Consider the following 15,493-nt stretch of genomic DNA (forward strand, 5'->3'; position numbering starts at 1 on the left):
TGACACTTCACTCAGGGTGACGTGCAAGCACGTTGCGTGTGCGTCGCCGGACCCGTTTTCGCGTGGCCCTTGACCTCAAGTTATGTAGAGGTACCACGATCGTCCTCGTTGCGGTAATACCGGACACAACGGAGGCGGCACAGATGAAAGCGGTGGTCTTCACCGAATCAGGGGGCCCGGAGGTGTTGCGGGTCATGGATCTCGAGGACCCGCACGCGGGGCCGGGAGAGGTCCGGGTGCGGGTCAGGGCGGCGGGCGTGCAGCCCTTCGACGCCGCCGTGCGGGCGGGGTGGGAGCCGCCGGGGGTCGCCCTGCGGTGGCCGCGGGTGCCCGGGAACGAGTTCGCCGGAGTCGTGGACGAGGTGGGCGCTGGGGGTGCCGATCTCGCCGACCGTGCCGACCGTGTCGATCTTGCCGTGGGCACGGAGGTTCTCGGGTTCACCGTGGTCAACGCCTACGCCGAGTATGTGGTCGTCCCGGCGGGCGACGTCACGCCGAAGCCGCCGGACATGCCGTGGGAGGTTGCGGGCGGTTTCACCGCCGGGACGCAGACCGCGCATCTCGCGCTGGACAACCTCCGGGTGGGCGAGGGCGACACGCTGCTGATCCACGCCGCCGCGGGTTCCGTGGGCACGGCGGCCGTCCAGCTGGCTGTCCACAAGGGAGCGACGGTGCTGGGCACGGCCAGTGAGGCCAACCAGGAGTACGTCGCGTCACTCGGCGCGACTGCGCTGGTGTACGGCGACGGCCTGCGCGGCCGGATCCAGGCGGCGGCGCCGCAGGGGATCGACGCGGTGCTCGACGGCGCGGGCGGGGTGGCACTCGATCTCTCGCTCGAACTCGTCGAGGACCGGGACCGCATCCTCACGCTGGTCGAGCACGGCAAGGCGCCGGGCCTGGGGATCCGGACCACCACCGGGACGCGCTCCGGTGCCAGGCTCGCCGAGCTGGCCGCGCTGTATGCCAAGGGGGACTTGAGGTTCCACGTGCGGCACGCCTATCCGTACCTCGAAGCGGCCGCGGCCCACCGCGAGATCGAGACGGGCCACGGCCGGGGGAAGATCGTGCTCACGTTCCCCTGATCTTGCGGATGGCCCCGCGGACCACCAGCGGGGTAACGATGGCGGCGAACAGCACCAATGCCGCCCAGCCGCCGAAACCGCCGATCCCGCCGCCGTCATAGGCGGCGGGATCGGCTTCGCGCCAGTCTTTCGAGCCGCCGTTGGCCAGGTCCTCGTCCGGCTTGGCCTGCACCGTGGCCGTGCCCGCGCTCGACGACGGGCCCGTGGTGGGCGCCGCGCTGGTCTTCGCGGCGTCCCCGCCCTTGCCGCCATTGGTGAGCGCCGCGACCCCGCCGAGCTTTTCGAACGGGTCGGCCGGGCTGGCCGCGCCCGCGCCGAGACTGCCGTGGAACGTCGGGTTCGCGCAGTTGTCCGGGGTCAGCTGTTTGGCCGGTTTCCCGGTCAGCCGGGAGTTGGCGTTCATGATCTCCTGCGAGAGGTTGACCGGCAGCGGCGAGTAGCCGATCCGTGCCATGTTGAGCTGGCCGTCGCAGGCGATGTGCTCCAGGAACGCGATCATCGTGTCGGCCTTCGCCGGGTCGTCGTAGCCGCCGCGGCAGGTGTCGCGGCCGTTGGTGCACGGCATCATGACGTACGAGTACGCCGAGATCGGGTACGTCTTCTTGTCCGCGTTCGCGTACACCCCGTCGAGCTTCTGGCTGAGGTCCGGCCGCAGCTCCGCGCGGGTGAGCGCGGCCGCGATGTTCTCCGCGAACGGCTGGGTGTACTGCCCGCCCGCGTTCTCCACCCACGCCGTCGGCGCGTGGTACCGCAGCGCGTAGCTGAACTCGTCGTAGCCGATCGAGAACGGCACGTTGTTCTGCGCCACCGCGGTCGCGATCTGCTCGGAGTCGGCGAACAGCCGGTAGAAATCGGCGTCCGCGCCCTTGGTGGGCAGCTGGATCGGGCGGACCCCGTCGGGCAGGTTGCCCATCCCGTTGGCGACGTTACGCGAAACGAAAGCCTGGTAGGGCCCCGGCGCCGACTTCGCGATGAAGTCGTAGAACAACGCCGTGGTGCCCGACTGGCCGGTCCGGCCGAGCAACGTGATCGGCTGGTCGGGCAGTGCCTTGCCGCCGTTGGTCCGGCTGATCGCCGGGTCGCTCCAGCGGGTGATGTCGCGGGTGAAGATCCGCGCGATGGTCTCGCGGCTCAGGTGCAGGTAGTCGACCTGGTTCCCGGCGGCGTCCTTGACGTTGTACATCACCGCGACCGCGCCGGCGACGTCCGGGACGTACTGGTAGCCGCGCTGCTGCGCGGACTCCCCGCCACCACCGGCGGCGAGCAGGGAGGACACCTCGGCCTCGGTCCCGCCGAAGTCGACCGTCCGGTCACCGAACTGGTTGACCCCGGTGGGGGACCCCCGCGTCGCGTAGTTGACCGAGATCCCGCGTGAGTTCGCGCCGTTCTGCCAGTCGTTCATCGCCGGGCCCACGTAGGTGGACCCCGAACCGGTGATGCGGGTGAGCGCCAGCGCGTCCGGCGCGGTCCCCAGCAGGAACGCGGCCACGAGCGCGAACACCGTGCCGAAGGTGGCGGCCCTGGCCCTCATCCGAATCGCCCGTTCACATAGTCGTGGGTTCGCTCGTCCGAAGGCGCGTTGAAGATCGTGTCGGTCGGACCGTGTTCGATCACCCGGCCGGGTTCGTTCTCCGCGGCCAGGAAGAACGCGCAGTGATCGGAAACCCGCTGAGCCTGCTGCATGTTGTGGGTGACGATGACCACGGTCACCTCGTGCCCGATCTCGGCGATGGTCTGCTCGATGCGCCGGGTCGACGTCGGGTCGAGCGCCGAGCACGGTTCGTCCATCAGCAGCACGTTCGGCTGCACGGCCAGTGACCGCGCGATGCACAGCCGCTGCTGCTGCCCGCCCGACAGCGCGCCGCCCGGCGAGCTCAGCCTGTCCCTGACCTCGCGCCAGAGCCCCGCGCGTTCGAGGCTCTGCTCGACCAGCGCGTTCTTGTCGTCGCATTTGACCCCGGCGAGCTTCAGCCCGGCGAGCACGTTGTCGCGGATGGACATCGCGGGGAACGGGTTCGGCTTCTGGAACACCATGCCGATCCGCAGCCGGACCTGCTGCGCCCGTGTCCCGTCCGCGTAGATGTCCTTGCCGTCCAACAGGACTTCGCCGGACAGGCTCGCCGATCCCACCAGCTCGTGCATCCGGTTGAGGATCCGCAGGAAGGTCGACTTGCCGCAGCCGGACGGGCCGATCAGCGCGGTCACCTCCTTGGCCGGCATGTGCAGCGAGACGCCTTCGAGCACCAGGCGGTCGCCGAACCACGCGGCGACCTCGCGCGACTCCAGCTCCGCCGCGCCGGGCGGCGGGCCGCCGGTCAGGGTCACCGCACGGGTGCTGGCGTCGCGGCCTTCGGCGTACTCGGCGTCGAGGTAGCCGATCGAATAAGGGTTGTCCTCACTGTCCACTGCGGACAGTTCCGAGGTGGTGTCGGTCACCGGTTCTCCTGTGCGTTCCGTGCGCGGTTCGGCTTGGTGGCGCGGGACTTCCGCTTCGACCGGTCCCGCCCGACGATCCGGGCGATGGCGAAGAGGCTGAAGATGAGCAGGATCAGGACGAGAGCGCCGACGTAGCCACGCTGCTGGACGTTCTCCAGTGGTTCCTTGACGTAGCGGTAGACGAACAGCGGGATGCTCTCCTGCGGATCGGAGAACGGGTCGGCGTTCATCCCGAGCGCGCCGAACGAGGTGAACAGCAGCGGCGCCGTCTCGCCCGCCACCCTGGCGATGCCGAGGATCACCGCGGTGGTGACGCCGGTGCGTGCCGTCGGCAGGACCACCGACCAGACCGTGCGGGCGCGGCTCGCGCCGAGCGCCAGCGACGCCTCGCGCAGCCCGTCCGGGACCAGCCGCAGGACGACGTCGACGGTGCGGGTGACGGTCGGGAGCATCACCATGGTCAGGGCGAGGGTGGCCATGAAACCGTTGTAGCTGAACAAACCGACCCCGGATTGGATACCGGGGATGATCAGCGCCGCGTAGATGAACAGCCCGGCCACGATCGAGGGCAGGCCGCTCATCGCGTCGACCATCACGCGCACGGGGCGGCGGAACCTCGAGCGCGTCTCGTTGAGGAAGACCGCCGTGAGCAGGCCGAGCGGGACGACGAACACGAGCGTCAGCGCGGTCTGTTCCAGCGTGCCGACGATCGCGTGCAGGCCGCCGGTGTCCGTCGCCGGGGCGCTGGGGGCGACCGAGGACATGTCGTGGGTGAAGAAGGCCCAGCGCAGGTAGGGCGCGCCCTTGACGACGATGTAGCCGAGCAGGAAGAGCAGTGGTACCAGCAGGCCCAGCGCGCCGGTGACTACGACGGTCGACACCAGCCTGTCGGTCGCCGCGAGCTTCCCGAGCCGGTCGCGGGTGACGAGGTAGTGCATCGCCAGGTACAGCGCGTACGCGACGACGAGGTCGGCGAGCCGGCCGGGCGAGGTCAGCAGCAGGTGCAGGACGAACCAGGTCAGCAAGGTGGCCGAGACGGCGCAGCCCAGCGACACCAGGCGATCCTCCCGCGTCGTCGCGGCGGGACGGCGTTTGACCAGCGGCCGGGGCTTGGGCTTGGCCTGCGGGGGAGTCACGGTCGTGGTCATCAGGCGTCCACCCCCGCGCCGGAGCGGCTCTTCGAGATGACCACCGACGCGGTGAAGTTCGTCGCGAGGGTGAACACGAACAGGACCAGCCCGGCCGCCATCAACCCGCTCAGCGCCAGCCCCGACGCGCCGGAGTTGTTCGCGATGTAGCCGGAGATCGTGGCGCCGCCGAACTGCAGCACGTGCGTGGCGATCTGCGGGATCTGGGGCAGCAGCAGGGAAACCGCGATCGTCTCGCCCAGCGCGCGGCCCAGCCCCAGCATCGAGCCGCCGATGATCCCGCCGCGCCCGAACGGCAGCATCACGGTCCGGACCATGCCCCACCGGGTGCTGCCGAGCGCGAGGGCGGCCTCCTTCTCGCCGGGCGGGGTCTGGGTGAAGACCTCGCGGATCACCGAGGTGGTGATCGGCAGGACCATCAGCGAGACGACCAGCCCGGCGATGAACATCGAGTTGATGAACAGCGCGTTTTCCTTCTGCGCGAACGGCGGGAACCAGCCGAGGTTGTCGGTCAGCCAAGCCGAAACCGGCGCGACCCGCGGGCCAAGGAAACTGAATCCCCACAGGCCGTAGAGCAGGCTGGGGATCGCGGCGAGCAGGTCGACCAGGCCGGTGAGGAAGCCGCGCAGCTTGCCGCTGGAGTACTCGGTGATGTACAGCGCGGCGAGGATGCTGAGCGGGACGGCGACGCAGACCGCGATCAGCGCGACCACGACCGTGCCGTAGAGCAGCCCGACGACGCCGAGTTTCCCGTTCGCGGCGTCGAAGTCGATCGTGGTGAAGAAGCCGAACCCGCTGGCGTCGAGGGCCGGGCCCGAGCGGTAGACCAGGAAGAACCCGATGACCACCAGGATGGCGAGCATCGACAGGCCCGCACCGGTGGTCACCCGGCGGAAGACCCGGTCGGCCCGTGAGAGGACCTCGCCGACCGCCCGTTTGACCGGGGAGCCCGGCGGGGACGGATCGGGCCGGGGGAGCGCGACGGTCACGAGCGGCCTTTCTCTGGGAAACGCGGGGACGAGGGCAGCATTCAGCGCTCCCCATCACCGGGAGTATGTGTTCCCGTTTCGGGTGAAAGGTGTACTTCCGGGGAACACCCGACGTGACGTTCGTGAATCACGTTCAGGTCGTCTTCGCGGACATTGACCGCGGCCGTCTGTCTCGGGGAGCTTGGGCGGAGGCGGCGCCGGGAATGGCGTGCGCCCGATCGCCGTGTGGTGAAAGGTCTGGGGAGTTCCTGTGTTTTTCGTTCCGCTGAGACGGCTCGCCGTCGTGCTCGCTTGCGCTCTGCTGGCGGTGCTGGGTGTGGCCGGTGTGCCCGCGGCGACCGCCCAGGAGAATCCACCGGCCCCGCCGCCGTACACCCTCACTACGATCCCGGCCGATCTCACGAGCGTCCAGAACGGCGACCCGCTGCGGGTCACCATCGCGGGGCTGCCCGCGGGGGCGACGGCGACCATGCGGTTGTGTCCGAAGAACCTGCGTGACTCGCTGCTCCAGCTCAACGGCGTCTCGCCGACGGGTGAATTGCTGTGGGGCCCCGACCACTCGCTGCTGTCCCGGGTGAGGCAGTACTGCGCGGAGGAGTTCAGCGACGAGCTGACCGGACAGCGTTCGATCGCGCAGCTCGCCAACCGGCAGCGCAGTGCCACCTCCGGCAACATCGTCTTCGACCTCACCGTGCCGAAGGGGTCCAGCCGACCGGCCTACGTCAGCTACGACCCGAGCTACACGAGCTTCGACAAGGACGACGTCTACTTCCCGTGGGCGGACAACCCGGTGGTCTCGCCCGGCCCGCCCCAGCTGCGATCGCGGCTCTACAGCTACTCCTGCGACGAGAACAATCCCTGCTCCCTCGCGCTGGAGATCACCAGTGCGGACGGCACGGGCTCGTTCGTCACCTGGGCCGACAACTCGCGTACCTTCACCCCGGTCGCGCCGGGACTGGCCGTCAAGGGCTGCGCCGGACTCGGCCCGTCCACCCTCACCGCGAGCATGCCGGAGCGGTTCGGCCGGACCACGGTCGACTGGAACCAGCTGCTCTGCGCGCCCACCGGGGCCACACAACCGGCCAACATCGTGAGCGAGACCGAGGATTCCGCGCTGAAGTCCTTTGACACCGGCGCTTCCGACGTCGCGATCACCGGGTCCGGCAGCGCCCTCGCGACGCAGACCGTCCGGGACCGGCAGTACGTGCCGGTGGGGCTGAACGCGACGGTGCTGGCCGCGACCGGGTGGTCGCCCACCGACCGCAACGACTCGGGCACGCCGTTGATCTCGCAGGTGAAGGACTCCTTCGCCATGACGTTCGACGAACTCGCGAAGATGCTTTCCCACGGCGGTGTCAACCCGGACGCGGACGGCCGCGCCGGGATCTTCCACGACGGTTCGCCGTTCGTCACGCGCAACGCCACGCTGGGCAAGATCGTCAGTGTCAACGGCAACGAAGGCCTCAACGCCGTCGTGCGGGCGGGCGGTTCGGATTCCAACAACGGCTTCTACGGCGTGACCGGGGAAGCGGGCAAGGGGTCGGTCCCGCTGACGCTCGGTGCCTCACTGGTGAAATCGGCACCCGGTTCGTGGGTGTTCCCGGATCTGAAGGCCGTTTATGGGGATCTGGCCGGGAAGTCGCCGGGGGTGATCACCGAACTCGGGAATCTCGACCCGACCGGGAACTCGCAGCACAACACCGACGCCAAGGTCGGCCAGCTGGCCGTGCGCAAGCTCGTCGACTCGGTGATGGTCGGCACGGGCGCCCTCTGCGAGAGCGGCTGCCTGAACTGGGTCGTCACCGACCTCGCGACCGCCAGGGCCTACGGCTGGACGCCGGTTTCGCTGCCCAACGCCGCGGGCAAGTTCGTCGCGCCGACCGAGTCGAGCCTGCAGGCCGCGTCGGCGAGTATGAAGGAGGGCCCGGACGGGACGCTGCTGCCGGGTACGGCCACCGATCCGAACGCGTACTCGATGACCTTCGCCGAGTACCTCGTCGCGCCGGTCAACCCGCTGATCGACGCCACCTGTAAACCGTTGCAGGGCAAGCAGGATCAGCTGAAGACGTTCCTGGCGATGACGCGTGCGGGTGGGCAGGGCAAGCTCGCTCCGGGGCTGGCACCCCTGACGCCGACGCTCCTCGAAGAGGCGCTCGCCCGCGTGGCCAAGATCGGCACCGGCACTGCCGAAAAGGCTTGCCGGCAGAAGGAAGAGGCCCAGAACCCGACGCCACCCGGCGCGACGGGTGGCGCCGGAACCGGGGCACCCGGGCTGGCCGCCCCGGCGACGCCGGTGACGCCGGTGACGAACAACGTCCCCGCCGCCACCTCCGGTGTGCCCGAGAAGACGGCCGCGCCTTCCCCGGCGAGTGTGCTCGCCGCCAAGAACCTGGCCGATTCCGTGCGGATCCCGTCGTTCCCCGGCGCCGGTGTGCTGGGCGCGCTGATTCCCTTGCTGGCCTTGATCATCCTGGCGACCCTGCCCTCGGCGACGGCGTACCTGACCGCGGGGCGGCCGGTGCCGCCCTGGCTCGTCAGGGCGTTGGCGGCGGTCGGCTCGCTGTTCTCTCGCGGTCGCGGGGCGTCGGCATGAGCACTCACACCGAGGGCAAGCACGCCGCCCCCGCTGCGCCCGAAGTGGTCTCCGAGTCCGAAGTGGACGAACCTCCCTTCGTCCACTTCGGACCGGGATGGCTCACGGCGACGGTGTTCGCCTGGCTGGTGACCACGGTGGTCGCGCTCGCGCTCGTGGTCTACGCGCTGGGCCCGCTGCTGCAGGCCGGTGACCAGCGCACGGCGCTCGCCGGGTTCCGCGGCGAGCTGGACAGGGCGTTCGGCGCGAGCCAGAGCCTGCTCGGCGCCGCGACCTCCGCCGGGCCCGCCGAGTTCGGCGCGCCGATCGCGGTGCTGGAGGTCCCGAAGCTGAAGCTGCGGCAGGTCGTCGTCGAGGGCGCTTCCAGTGCCGAGACGGCGTCCGGACCGGGGCACATCCCGGGCACCTCCGGCCTCGGCCAGCCCGGTAACGCCGCGATAGCCGGGCGCCTGTCCGGCTATGGCGGCCCGTTCGCCAGCCTGGACGGGCTGGCCGCCGGTGACGAGATCGTCGTCGCGACCACCCAGGGCAAGTCCGTCTACCGGGTGACCGCGCAGGTCACCCGCCCCTTCGACGAGGGTGCCGATTACGGCAAGACCCCCGAAGACCGGCTGACGCTGGTGACCTCGGCGTCCTGGTGGCCGCTGGCCTCGTCCGAGGCGACAGTGGTGACCGCGGCGCTGGAGGGCAAGCCGTTCCGGCCGACCCCGCAGAACGGCCGGGCCGACGCCCAGGACGGCCGGACCGGCGACAGTGGCGCGTGGGCCTCGCTGGTGCTGGCCTTCGGAGGATTCGTGGCCGCCGCCGCGGGCGCGACTGTCCTGTATCGCCGGTGGCGTCCGGTATCGACCTATGTGATCACCGGCCCAGTACTGCTCACCCTCGCCTCACTGGCGGCCCTCGCCCTGTGGCGACTCTTCCCCGCCTGGGCCTGAGCTCTCGATTGCCCCTGAAGGCCACCTTCACGGCGTAAAACGCCGTGAAGGTGGCCTTCAGGGGCAGTGGCACGGATTGTGGGGCCGGTCACAGTTTTGGTTGCGCGCGTGTCAGTGTCCACAGTGGACGCGACACGCGTGGGGGGCGGACTTTTTTCTCACGATCCAGTATCCGGACATCGGGAAGATACCGACTTTGGTCGCTGGACCGATGGCTGATCGCTACTTACATTTCTTCTCAATACACCTGATCAGGTGTCACCTGGTCAGGTGTACTCCATAACTCCGCGCGTCGGGGCGTGAGAAGAAACAGGGAGAAATCCATGGTGAGATTCAACCGGGTTGCGACGTACTCGGTTCCGCTCGCGGCCGGCGCTTTGCTGCTGTCGACCTGCGTTTCTGCCACTTTGCCGTCGGCGTCCGCCGCCGAAGCCGCGCGGACCGAAGCCGGTATCAGCGCGCTCCAGGGGATCAAGCAGAGCCTCTCCCCGGCCGAGCGCAAGCAGTCGAGCCAGCTGGTGGTCGAGAAGCGCCTGCGCGCCGACCGCGGGCTCGCCGCCAAGCTCCCCGAGTACAAGTCCGGCCTCGGCGTCTCGAACGCCGGGACGGTGTCGGTCGACATCGCGGCCACGCCGAACTCCTCCCTCAGCAGCGCCATCAAGGCCGCGGGCGGCACGGTTCGCTACGCGGCTCCCGACGGCACAGTCCGCGCCGACCTGCCACTGGGCGCGGTCGACAAGATCGCCGCCCGCGGCGACGTCACCGAGGTCAATCCCGCCGCGCAGGCCATCACCTGGCGCGAAGACGCCCCGGCAGGCGCGCAGACCACTCGGGACGCCGCCCGTCAGCAGCTGGCTGCCAAGGCGCTCGCCGCCACGCAGGTCTCCGAAGGCGACAAGGCGCACGGCGCCGACACCGCCCGCACGACCTACGGCGTCAGCGGTTCCGGCGTCAAGGTGTGCGTGCTCTCAGACGGCGTCAACTCGCTGTCGAAGTCCCAGACCGCCGGTGAACTGCCCGCCGTCGACGTGCTCTCCGGCCAGGCGGGCAGCGGGGACGAGGGCACCGCGATGCTGGAGATCGTCCACGACCTCGCCCCGAACGCGACGCTCGGTTTCGCCACCGCGTTCACCAGCGAGGCCAGCTTCGCCGCCAACATCCGCGCGCTGCGCACCACCGGCAAGTGCACGGTCATCGTCGACGACGTCGCCTACTTCGACGAGTCGCCGTTCCAGGACGGCCCGGTCGCCCAGGCCGTCAACGAAGTGACCGCCGCCGGCGTGCTGTACTTCTCCTCCGCGGGCAACTCGGGCAACCTGACCGACGGCACCAGCGGCTACTACGAGGGCGACTTCCGCGCTTCGTCGACCAAGATCTCGGGCGTCACCGGCACCCCGCACGACTTCGACCCCGGCACGGCCACGCAGAACTTCGACGCGCTTTCGGCGGGCTCGCTCGGCAAGCCGGTCACCCTGTTCTGGTCCGACCCGGCGGGCAAGTCCGCCAACGACTACGACCTGTTCATCCTGAACTCCTCGGGCAGCGTCGTCGCCTCCAGCGAGAACTCGCAGACCGGCACGCAGAACCCGTACGAGATCGCGAACGTGCCGACCACCGGCTCCGGCTTCAAGGTCGCCGTGGTCAAGTACTCCGGCGCCGACCGGTTCTTCGCGCTCAACGTCATCCGCGGCCGCTTCGTGGCCTCGGGCTCGCTCAAGGCGTTCAGCACGGCGGGCGTCACCGCGGGTCACTCGTCCGCGGCTGCCGCGTTCAGCGTCGCGGCGGCCCCGGCGGCCACCGCGTTCGGCCGCCCGCTCGAGGCCGGTGACCCGGCCAACCCGGCGGGTCCGTTCCCCGGCACGTTCACCTCGGCCAGCAAGTGGGAGCGGTTCTCCTCCGACGGCCAGCGCCGCCAGTTCTACTCGGCCACCGGCACCGCGATCACCCCCGGCAACCTCTCCTCGACCGGCGGTGCGGTCCGGGCGAAGCCGGACATCACCGCGGCCGACGGTGTCGCCACCTCGGTGACCGGTTTCCAGCCGTTCTACGGCACTTCGGCGGCGGCCCCGCACGCGGCGGCCATCGCGGCGCTGCTGCTGTCCGGCAAGCCGACCGCCACCCCGGCGCAGATCCGCACCGCGCTCGTGTCCAGCGCCATCGACCTCGGCGCGCCCGGCTACGACAACGTGACCGGCAACGGCGTGATCATGGCGGGCCCGGCCCTCGCCGCGCTCGGCGTCTCACCGAAGTAGTACTTCTTACGCAGTAAGGGAAAGCGGCCCGGCGAGCACTTGCTCCCCGGGCCGCTTTCGTTGTTCTCCGCGCCCGCCGGACTCCTGCTCGGGCGCGGAGTTCAGGGGGCGCCGCGTTCCTCGTCGAACTCGGCCACCGGCGGGCCCTCGCCGTAGAAGTCCCAGCGAACGCACTCGGTCAGGTGCCGCGGGATACCGCGCGCGACGGGGTCCAGCGGCATCTCGCCGCCGATCCGGCGGCCGCGCCGGTCGAATTCCGACGGTCCCCACCGGAACCAGGTCTGCCCTATCGCCACAACGACCTCCGCCGCCTTTTCAGGCAGTCCTCGCACCACATCAGCCGTGACGCGTGGCGCGGCGCGAACGTCGTCAGGTCGGAGCCGTCGTGCTGGAGTGGGTACGGGTTCGCCTCGTCGTGCAACGGGATGAACAGGAACCTGGCCGGGTCGGCCAGTTCGGCCTTCGGGAAGAGGTGGATCCGGCTGTCCTCGTCGGAGAACCGGGCCTCGTACTCGCTCAGCGATACGGCCACGTCCACCCCGTTCCAATTCGTTCCAAGCTGTTCCAGAACATTGGATCGCATGGAACGTCGGCACGGCAAGGGCCTGATCGGGTGACGTCCGAGCTGCGGAATCTGTGGCTTATGCTCGTTCCATGGCTGACAACACCGCGTCAACGAAGGCGATGCGCCTCGGTGCCGCGCTGCGCAGTGCGCGCGAAGACCGTGGTATTTCGCTGTCGCAGTTCGCGCCGCAGGTGGAACTGAGCAAGAGCCAGCTCTCGCGAATCGAGAACGGCCACACCCTGCCCAAGGAGCACGAGCTCGGCCGGATCCTGTCCAGGCTCGAGGTCAAGGGTGACCGGTACGACGAGATCGTCGGCCTGCTCGACGGCGCCGACGCGACGTCCTGGGTCGCCACCACGCTCGCGGATCAGGCCGTGCAGCACGCCGCGTTCATCGATTTCGAGGCGAAGGCGGGCACGATCACGGAGGTCGCTCCGAATCTGCTCCCTGGTCTGACCCAGATTCGTGCCTACGTCAGCGCCATCATGTCCTCCGGCAGCACGGTGCCCCCTGAAGAGATCGGCACACGTGTCGCGACGCGGCTTGGTCGACGCGATGTCATCAGCCCCGAGGAACGTCCCGACCCGGCGAGGTTCGTCGCGTTCCTGGGCAAGGCCGCGATCACTCAGGTCATCGGCGATACCGAGGGCATGATCCAGCAATTGGCGCATTTGCTGAAGATCTCGGCCTGGGAGAACGTCGAGATCCGGGTCATGTCCACGGTCGGGTGGCATCCAGGTCTCGAATCGGCTTTCACCCTGATCGATCCGCGCGAACCCCAGGGCACGCCCATTGTGTTTCTGGAGAACCGGCGGTCAGGCCAGATCCTGCACATCGAAGAGGACATAGCGGCGTACCGCGATGCGGTCACGCTGATCATGCAGGCGGCGATGAGCCGAGAAGAATCCGCCGAGCTCATTGCCGATGTCATCAAGGGAATGAGGACTGGATGAAGCACTCGGAAGGTGCTTGGCGGAAGTCACGCCGAAGCCAGAACGGCAACAACTGCGTCGAGGTCGCGTTGGATCTGCCGCGGGTCGGGGTTCGGGACACCAAGGACCGGACCGGCGGTGAACTGACCGTGGGCAGCCGAGGCTGGGCCGCGTTCGTCGGTTCGCTGAAGCACTAGCGCTGGAACGCTTCCGGCACACCGGACTGGTGCCGGGGGTTTTCCAGCCGTACGACAACCGGCCCGGCGAGCACTGCTCGCCGGGCCGGTCACCGTGGCGGGGTCAGGACTTGACGCAGAACAGCCCGTTGGACTGGGCCGGGAGGGTCTTGAAGCCGTACTTGGTGAGGGTGGTGGCGAGCTTGCCGCCGCAGAGCGGGCTGGCGGTGTTCACCGTGTCGTTGGTGTCGAAGCCGACGCCGCGCTTCGCCGCGTTGTAGGACTTCGTGCGGTTGTCGAGGACGTGGAACACCAGGCGAGCGCCCAGGAAGGCGTCGGCGAACGCCGGGGCGTAGCTGCCCGAGGTGCCGGTGACGGGCGAGCCGTCCGAGCTGGCGCCGGTCAGCTTGTTGACGGTGTAGCCGCCGCGCTTGTTGGTCAGGACGTTGTTGCCCTGTGCCACCCAGCTGGCGATCGAGAACGGGGCGATCGCGCTCGACTGGTCGGCCGCGAGGATGGAGGTGGCGTCGTTCTCCTGGAAACGCTGGACGGTCACGCCCGGCAGGGTCGCCGGGTCGAAGCCGAGCACCGTGCCGGTGAAGAAGCTCAGCGTGCCGGAGCCGACCTGCGGCAGGTAGAGCTTGATGGCCGCGTTGGTGCCACCGACCTGGTTCCAGTTGGTGATGGTGCCCCGGTAGATGTCACGCAGCTGGGTGAGCGTGAGGGTGAGACCCGCGCCCGCGCCGGTGGCCGAGGACGACCAGGTGACACCGTCACGCGCGAAGGCGTAGTACTCGAAGGTCGCCGGGTCGCTGGTGCTGCGCGCCGAGGAGGAGCGGGCGAGGTCGATCGCGCCGTTGTTCGCGTCGGCGGACGCCTTGAGCGCTGCCTTGCCCGCACCGGAGCCGTCGGGCGGCGGGTTGGAGGCGTTGTACGTGATGGCAGGGTTGAAGAGGTCGGCCGGGACCGTGAAGGACTGGCCCGAGGCGAGCACCGGCGGGATGTTGACGTAGTTGTCCGGGTCCGTGTTGAACACGGGCGTCGGGGTCGTCTTGTTGGCGTCGGTGAAGATCGCGCCGGTGACGCCGAAGATGGTGTCGGAACCGGCGGCGGCGACGACCTCCTTGAGGCCGTTGGCCGGCGGGGTCGCGGCGGCGACGCCGGTCGTCAGCAGGCCGGCGCCGACCGCGACAGCGGCGGTCGTGCCGAGAAACCGAGTAGTGCGAGCACGCATGTTGTAGCTCTCCCTCAAGTCCCCATGTCGTCACGGTTTTTCCGTGACTCGGCACAGTCTCGCCTTTGTTTGCTGTCCGAATACGGTGGTTTGCCTTCCCGCCCGATGGCTTGATGGTTAATCTCCGGCAAACGCGGCCTGGCTCAGTCGGAACCGTACTCAGAATTGTCCTGTGAATGTCTCGCGTACTTCGTCCGCCAGTCCGCTATTGTGTCGATCTCCTGTCCGGAAATCGCCTCGGCGACGCCGGCATGAAAGCGTTCCAGGCTCCGTTGTGCCTCGATACGGCGGCCGTAGGCGTGGCTCGCGACCGCGATCAACTCCGTGTCCGACCGCAGCCGCCACCGCCAGCGGCCGCCGCTGCTATGGCTGAACTCGCCGGTCAGCTCGGTGTGGTGGTGGCCTACCCAGTCGATCGCGGCGAGGCAGTCCTCGGTGCGCGCGTACTCGCACGCGCCCGATCCCAGCGAGACATTGTTGCCACCGAGTAGTCGCCAGCGCACCGTGTCGGTACCGGTCCTGACGAGTTGAAATCTCGGGTTTTTCTTCATGACGGTGCCCGCCGGTCACTATCCGAACCGGTATGGTAACTCGCTATTCCCCAGTGCACACCTACAAGATCGCGCACAGTCGGGTAAAAGGTTACCGCCCAGTATTAACGCGCGACGGCCGTACGGTGAACAATTCGCCGGGCGCTGGACGTCCTAGCCCGGATGGCTGCGGGCAATCAGCAGGTGGAAAGCGCTATCACCAGCACCGACCCTGGAATGGCGCTCGACGACGAGCCCGGCGGCGGCGAGCGCGGCCTCGAGCTCGGCCACCGGCCGGAGCCGGAAACCGTGCCGGGTCACTCCGGCGCCCGCCATCGTCACGGGATCGCCAACACCGAGCACCGCCCGGCCCGCGGGCGCGAGCACCCTGGCGAGTTCGCCGAGCGCCTCGTCGAGCTCCGCGACGAAGTACAGCGTGTTGATCGTGATCGCCGCGTCCACACTCCCATCGGCCATCGGCAGGGCGGTGATGGACCCGTCGTGCAGCCGCAGCAGCCCGGCCGCGCGTTCCCGGCGGAACCTTCGCCGGGCCCGCGTCAGCATGGTCGTCGAGATGTCGAAACCGTGGACCATGCCCCGGCCGCCGACACGGTGCAGGAG

At 69.2% G+C, this 15,493-nt stretch carries 15 protein-coding genes; 6 read left to right on the plus strand and 9 right to left on the minus strand.

The features are described 5' to 3' along the window. Nucleotides 1-143 precede the first annotated feature (143 nt). On the plus strand, nucleotides 144-1,082 hold the full coding sequence (locus QMK34_RS28520; RefSeq protein ID WP_326417582.1) for an NADP-dependent oxidoreductase: 939 nt from the start codon (nucleotides 144-146) through the stop codon (nucleotides 1,080-1,082). Here the strand turns inward: QMK34_RS28520 and QMK34_RS28525 are convergent. The 4 genes from QMK34_RS28525 to pstC all read right to left on the minus strand — a co-directional run bounded on the left by QMK34_RS28525 (nucleotide 1,069) and on the right by pstC (nucleotide 5,655). Then, on the minus strand, nucleotides 1,069-2,613 hold the full coding sequence (locus tag QMK34_RS28525; RefSeq protein WP_326417583.1) for a substrate-binding domain-containing protein: 1,545 nt from the start codon (nucleotides 2,611-2,613) through the stop codon (nucleotides 1,069-1,071). The two genes, QMK34_RS28520 and QMK34_RS28525, sit on opposite strands and share 14 nt — an antisense overlap. Then, entirely contained in the window at nucleotides 2,610-3,401 is a 792-nt protein-coding gene (locus QMK34_RS28530) for a phosphate ABC transporter ATP-binding protein (RefSeq protein ID WP_442785238.1), read from the minus strand. The genes QMK34_RS28525 and QMK34_RS28530 overlap by 4 nt, the downstream gene beginning before the upstream one ends. A 113-nt stretch (nucleotides 3,402-3,514) precedes the next feature. Next, nucleotides 3,515-4,666 (minus strand): phosphate ABC transporter permease PstA, encoded by a 1,152-nt coding sequence (gene pstA / locus QMK34_RS28535; protein ID WP_326417584.1) that lies wholly within the window; start codon nucleotides 4,664-4,666, stop codon nucleotides 3,515-3,517. Further along, nucleotides 4,666-5,655 carry a phosphate ABC transporter permease subunit PstC gene (gene pstC / locus QMK34_RS28540; protein ID WP_326417585.1) on the minus strand — a complete coding sequence of 330 codons (990 nt, stop codon included), beginning with the start codon at nucleotides 5,653-5,655 and terminating at the stop codon, nucleotides 4,666-4,668. The genes pstA and pstC overlap by 1 nt, the downstream gene beginning before the upstream one ends. A 250-nt stretch (nucleotides 5,656-5,905) precedes the next feature. On the opposite strand from pstC, the gene QMK34_RS28545 reads away from it, so the two are divergent. The 3 genes from QMK34_RS28545 to QMK34_RS28555 all read left to right on the plus strand — a co-directional run bounded on the left by QMK34_RS28545 (nucleotide 5,906) and on the right by QMK34_RS28555 (nucleotide 11,435). Then, nucleotides 5,906-8,248, plus strand: coding sequence for a hypothetical protein (locus tag QMK34_RS28545; RefSeq protein ID WP_326417587.1), 2,343 nt, complete (start codon nucleotides 5,906-5,908; stop codon nucleotides 8,246-8,248). Continuing rightward, nucleotides 8,245-9,183, plus strand: coding sequence for a sortase (locus tag QMK34_RS28550; protein ID WP_326417588.1), 939 nt, complete (start codon nucleotides 8,245-8,247; stop codon nucleotides 9,181-9,183). The genes QMK34_RS28545 and QMK34_RS28550 overlap by 4 nt, the downstream gene beginning before the upstream one ends. A gap of 323 nt (nucleotides 9,184-9,506) precedes the next feature. Continuing rightward, nucleotides 9,507-11,435: a S8 family peptidase gene (locus QMK34_RS28555; RefSeq protein ID WP_326417589.1), complete on the plus strand. Its 1,929-nt coding sequence runs from the start codon at nucleotides 9,507-9,509 to the stop codon at nucleotides 11,433-11,435. Nucleotides 11,436-11,536: 101 nt separating this feature from the next. Here the strand turns inward: QMK34_RS28555 and QMK34_RS28560 are convergent, their stop codons facing one another. Together QMK34_RS28560 and QMK34_RS28565 are read right to left on the minus strand one after the other, a co-directional pair. Next, a complete protein-coding gene (locus QMK34_RS28560) occupies nucleotides 11,537-11,731 on the minus strand; it encodes a hypothetical protein (RefSeq protein WP_326417590.1) in 195 nt (64 codons plus the stop codon). After that, nucleotides 11,722-11,967, minus strand: a complete 246-nt coding sequence (locus tag QMK34_RS28565; protein WP_326417591.1) for a hypothetical protein — start codon at nucleotides 11,965-11,967, stop codon at nucleotides 11,722-11,724. The genes QMK34_RS28560 and QMK34_RS28565 overlap by 10 nt, the downstream gene beginning before the upstream one ends. A gap of 122 nt (nucleotides 11,968-12,089) precedes the next feature. Here QMK34_RS28565 and QMK34_RS28570 point away from each other — a divergent pair, with 122 nt between their 5' ends. Together QMK34_RS28570 and QMK34_RS28575 are read left to right on the plus strand one after the other, a co-directional pair. Further along, nucleotides 12,090-12,953, plus strand: coding sequence for a helix-turn-helix domain-containing protein (locus tag QMK34_RS28570; protein ID WP_326417592.1), 864 nt, complete (start codon nucleotides 12,090-12,092; stop codon nucleotides 12,951-12,953). Then, nucleotides 12,950-13,129 (plus strand): DUF397 domain-containing protein, encoded by a 180-nt coding sequence (locus tag QMK34_RS28575; protein ID WP_326417593.1) that lies wholly within the window; start codon nucleotides 12,950-12,952, stop codon nucleotides 13,127-13,129. Before QMK34_RS28570 ends, QMK34_RS28575 begins: the two co-directional genes overlap by 4 nt. A gap of 103 nt (nucleotides 13,130-13,232) precedes the next feature. Here the strand turns inward: QMK34_RS28575 and QMK34_RS28580 are convergent, their stop codons facing one another. The 3 genes from QMK34_RS28580 to QMK34_RS28590 form a co-directional block, all read right to left on the minus strand. Beyond that, the gene (locus tag QMK34_RS28580) at nucleotides 13,233-14,342 is read right to left on the minus strand and encodes a substrate-binding domain-containing protein (RefSeq protein WP_326417594.1); all 1,110 of its coding nucleotides are present in this window, start codon (nucleotides 14,340-14,342) and stop codon (nucleotides 13,233-13,235) included. A 143-nt stretch (nucleotides 14,343-14,485) separates the two neighbouring features. After that, entirely contained in the window at nucleotides 14,486-14,893 is a 408-nt protein-coding gene (locus tag QMK34_RS28585) for a DUF1508 domain-containing protein (RefSeq protein WP_326417595.1), read from the minus strand. Between the two features lie 153 nt (nucleotides 14,894-15,046). Next, nucleotides 15,047-15,493, minus strand: a 447-nt coding sequence (locus QMK34_RS28590; RefSeq protein WP_326417596.1) for a class I SAM-dependent methyltransferase, incomplete at its 5' end; no start/stop codon positions are given.

Source organism: Amycolatopsis sp. H20-H5, from assembly GCF_035828755.1.
Taxonomy (GTDB): domain Bacteria; phylum Actinomycetota; class Actinomycetes; order Mycobacteriales; family Pseudonocardiaceae; genus Amycolatopsis.